Raw genomic sequence first — 3,735 nt, forward strand, 5'->3', positions numbered from 1 at the left:
CCACGGGGGCGGGCACCCCGGCCCGGCGGACCGCCGTCCCGGTCCACCGGCTCACCGTGCTGTACGACCCCCACTGCCCGCTCTGCGTCCACGTGCGCCACTGGCTGCGCAGGCAGCGCCAGCTCGTCCCGCTGGACCTGGTGCCCGCCGCCTCGGAGGAGGCCCGCCGGCGGTTCCCGGCGCTGGACCCCGCGACGACGCTGGAGGAGATCACCGTCGTCGGCGACCAGGGACAGGTCTACCGGGGGCCTGCGGCCTGGATCGTCTGCCTCTGGGCTCTCGCCGACCACCGGTCGAAGGCGCACTGGCTCACCACCCCGGCGGGCCGCCCCTTCGCCCGCGCGACGGCGCTGGCCGCCGCGAAGTACCGGTCGGTGACGGCCGCGCCCTGCGGCCCGGACGGCACCTGCGCGGTCCCCGCGCCGGGGACCGACGGATAGCCTGGGGCCGTGGCGAAGGACGAGCAGGACACCAGGGCCGAGAACGGCGCGACGGACGGACGGCACCCGCACGAGGAGGCGGCGGACGCACGGACGGCGCGGGCCTCGGCGCCCCGGGACACCGAGGCGCCCGCGGTCCACTCCCCCGCCCCAGCGGCGGCCGAGGCCGGCGCCACCACCGACGTGAAGGCCGCCGGCCGGAGCTCCGCCAAGAGCGAGCAGACCCGCACGGTCATCCTGGAGACGGCTCTGCGGCTCTTCCAGGAACGCGGTTACGACAAGACCACCATGCGGGCCATCGCCCAGGAGGCGGGCGTCTCGGTCGGCAACGCGTACTACTACTTCGCCGGCAAGGAGCACCTCGTCCAGGGCTTCTACGACCGCATCGGCGCGGACCACCGGGCCGCCGCCCGGATCGTCCTGGACCGCGAGACCGATCTGGAAGCCCGCCTCGCGGGCGTACTGACCGCCTGGCTGGACGTGGCCACGCCGTACCACGAGTTCGCGGCGCAGTTCTTCAAGAACGCGGCCGACCCGGACAGCCCGCTCAGCCCCTTCTCCGCGGAGTCGGAACCCGCCCGCCAGGCCGCCATCGCCCTGCACCGCGAGGTGCTGGCGGGCTCGAAGGCGAAGGTCCCCGAGGAGCTGGCGGACGCCCTGCCGGAGCTGATGTGGCTCTCCCAGATGGGCCTGGTCCTCTACTGGGTGTTCGACCGCACCCCGGACCGCGAACGCACCCGGCGGCTCGCCGTCCGGGGTGCCCGGCTCACCACGCGGGGCGTCGCGCTCGCCCGTTTCCGGGTGCTGCGGCCGCTGGTGCGCGAGGTGCACGAGCTGTTCACGGACTTCCTGCCGGGGATGGCATCGGCAGCGGTGGCGAACAAGAGGAAGTGACGCCCCTCCCGGCGGCGCACCCTTCCCGTCCTTTGACATACCTATGTCCTCAGACCTAAAATCCGGACCATGCCCGCCACTCGCGCGTCCGCGCAGGACGACTCCCGAGCCTCCGCGCTCGCGTCCGTCCTGCCCGCGCTGAACCGGGCACTGGACCGTCGGATCGCCCAGGACTTCCCGGGCCCCAAGCCGCCGGAGGGGCAGCTCGCGCTGCTGCGTTTCGTGTCGAGTCACGAGGGCTCCACCGTCCGCGAGGCGGCCGACGCGCTGCTGATGCGGCCGAACAACGTGAGCGCCCTCGTCTCCCGGCTCACCGTGGCAGGGCTGCTGGAGCGCCGCCCCGACCCCGCGGACAAGCGCGTCGCGCATCTGTACCCGACCTCCCGGGCCAGGCGCGAACTGGCCGAGGTCCGGCGCCTCCAGGGCGTCCACCTCGCCCGCGCGCTGGAGTCCCTCACCGATGGTGAGCAGGACGCGCTGGGGTCCGCGCTCGGCGCGCTGAACGCGCTGACGGACGCGCTGCACCCGGCGCCCGCGGCCGAGTAACTCCCTCCCCGGAGACCCGGGACACCAGGGCCGCCAGGGGACACCCGGAGATCCCAGGAGATCTGCGGGGCTCCCTCCGATCCTGCGCGCACCCCGGCCCACCCGCGCGCCCTTCCGGCACCGCGGCCCCTGCGGCGTTCCAGGACGCACCGCCCGCGTGGCACACCCCCGGACACCCGGGGGCCTTCGGGCTTTTCCGGCAACCCCTCCCTCAGAAGGACAAGGCACACCCATGTCGTCCACCACCGTGGATCTCTCGCCCCAGCCCGCTTCCTCCCCACCCCCGGCGGCCGCCTCCGCGGGACGCCGCGCGAACCCCTGGCTGACGCTCGTGGCCGTCTCCTTCGGGCTGTTCATGGTCCAGCTCGACGCCTCGGTGGTGGCCATCGCCAACCCCGAGATAGGTCGCGAACTCGACGCGTCCACGGCCGGCCTCCAGTGGGTGACCAACGCGTACCTGCTGGCCCTCGCCGCCTCGCTGATCCTGGGCGGCAAGCTCGGCGACCGGTTCGGCCGGCGCACCTACTACCTGGTGGGGGTCGTCGGCTTCACGCTCGCCTCCGTCGCCATCGGATTGTCGGGCTCGATCGAGGGCGTCGTCGCCTTCCGCGTGCTCCAGGGCTTCTTCGGCGGTCTGCTGATGCCGAACACGTTGGGTCTGCTCCGCGCGGTCTTCCCGCCGCGCAGATTCGGCATGGCGGTCGGTCTGTGGGCGATGGTCTCGACCGTGTCCACGGCGCTCGGCCCGATCGTCGGCGGCCTGCTGGTCGAGAACGTCGGCTGGGAGTCGGTCTTCTGGGTCAACGCGCCCATCGGCGTGATCGCGGTACTGGTCAGCGCGTTCGTGCTGCCGCAGAGCAAGGACTCCACGGGGCACCACCGCTTCGACGTGCCCGGAGTGGTGCTGCTGGCGGCCGGTCTGATCTGTGTGGTCTTCGGTGTGGTCAAGGGTGAGACCTGGGGCTGGGGTTCGGCCGGGACGCTCGGCACGATCCTCGCGGGCTTGCTGGTCCTGGTGGCCTTCGGTTTCTACGAGACGCGCCAGGAGCACCCGTTGCTGCCGATGCGGCTCTTCCGCATCCGCTCCCTGACGATCGGCGCGGTCGTCACCGCGCTGAACTTCTTCGTGATGCTCGGCGTGCTCTTCTTCGTGATGCTCTACCTCCAGAACGTGCGGGGCTTCTCACCGGTGGAGGCCGGAGTGCGCATCCTGCCGCTGAGCCTGGCCTCGCTGGTGGCCGCGCCGCTGGGAGCCGCGCTGACCGGTCGCTTCGGTCCGCGTCTGACCATGCCGCTGGGCATGGTGCTCCAGGCGGCCGCGACCTTCACCATGCTGACCTGGGAGACCGATTCGTCGTACGCGACGATGTGGCCGCCGTTCATCGCGCTCGGGCTGGGGGTCGGCATCGTGCTCTCCGCGTCCTCGGACGCGATCGTCGGACAGGCGCCGGTCAGGGACGGCGGAGTGGCGGGTGGCCTCCAGGCCACCGCGCTGCAGATCGGCGGGGCGCTCGGCACCTCGGTGCTGGTCTCGTTGATCAGCGGCCGGGTCGGCTCCACGCTCGTCGGCGAGCTGACCGGTGCGGGGGTGCCCGCGCAGGTCGCGGACGGCCTGGCCAGGACCGGGGACGCGGTGTCCATGGGCGTCGCCCCGGTCTCCGCCGCGATGCCCGCCCCGCTGCGGGCGGCCGTCGTGGAGGGCAGCGGCCAGGCGTTCATGAACGGCGTGCACACCGCCGTCACCGTCACCGGCGTCCTCTGCCTGGTGGGGGCCGTCATCGCGGCCGCGGGCCTGCGCCGGGGACCCACCGCCCACTGACGGACCCTCGCCCGGCCCCGTACGCACGGGAACGGC

General features: G+C 73.3%; 4 protein-coding genes. All 4 read left to right on the forward strand.

Annotation, left to right across the window (positions count from 1 at the left end; genetic code table 11):
• Positions 1 to 56 precede the first annotated feature (56 nt).
• The 4 genes from ACFWEP_RS32885 (at position 57) to ACFWEP_RS32900 (ending at position 3,699) form a co-directional block, all read left to right on the forward strand.
• Positions 57 to 440 (forward strand): thiol-disulfide oxidoreductase DCC family protein, encoded by a 384-nt coding sequence (locus tag ACFWEP_RS32885; RefSeq protein WP_387375704.1) that lies wholly within the window; start codon positions 57 to 59, stop codon positions 438 to 440.
• A 183-nt stretch (positions 441 to 623) separates the two neighbouring features.
• A complete protein-coding gene (locus ACFWEP_RS32890; protein ID WP_387375706.1) occupies positions 624 to 1,334 on the forward strand; it encodes a TetR family transcriptional regulator in 711 nt (236 codons plus the stop codon).
• Positions 1,335 to 1,403: 69 nt separating this feature from the next.
• Positions 1,404 to 1,880, forward strand: coding sequence for a MarR family winged helix-turn-helix transcriptional regulator (locus ACFWEP_RS32895; protein ID WP_387375700.1), 477 nt, complete (start codon positions 1,404 to 1,406; stop codon positions 1,878 to 1,880).
• A 232-nt stretch (positions 1,881 to 2,112) separates the two neighbouring features.
• Positions 2,113 to 3,699 (forward strand): DHA2 family efflux MFS transporter permease subunit, encoded by a 1,587-nt coding sequence (locus tag ACFWEP_RS32900; protein WP_387375702.1) that lies wholly within the window; start codon positions 2,113 to 2,115, stop codon positions 3,697 to 3,699.
• The last annotated feature ends 36 nt before the right edge of the window (positions 3,700 to 3,735 follow it).

Source organism: Streptomyces sp. NPDC060198 (assembly GCF_042728415.1).
Lineage (GTDB): Bacteria > Actinomycetota > Actinomycetes > Streptomycetales > Streptomycetaceae > Streptomyces.

Excerpts from the sequence above, each read along its gene's own strand:
- ACFWEP_RS32895 (WP_387375700.1), top strand. The coding sequence starts at position 1,404 with ATGCCCGCCACTCGCGCGTCCGCGCAGGACGACTCCCGAGCCTCCGCG.
- ACFWEP_RS32900 (WP_387375702.1), top strand. The coding sequence starts at position 2,113 with ATGTCGTCCACCACCGTGGATCTCTCGCCCCAGCCCGCTTCCTCCCCA.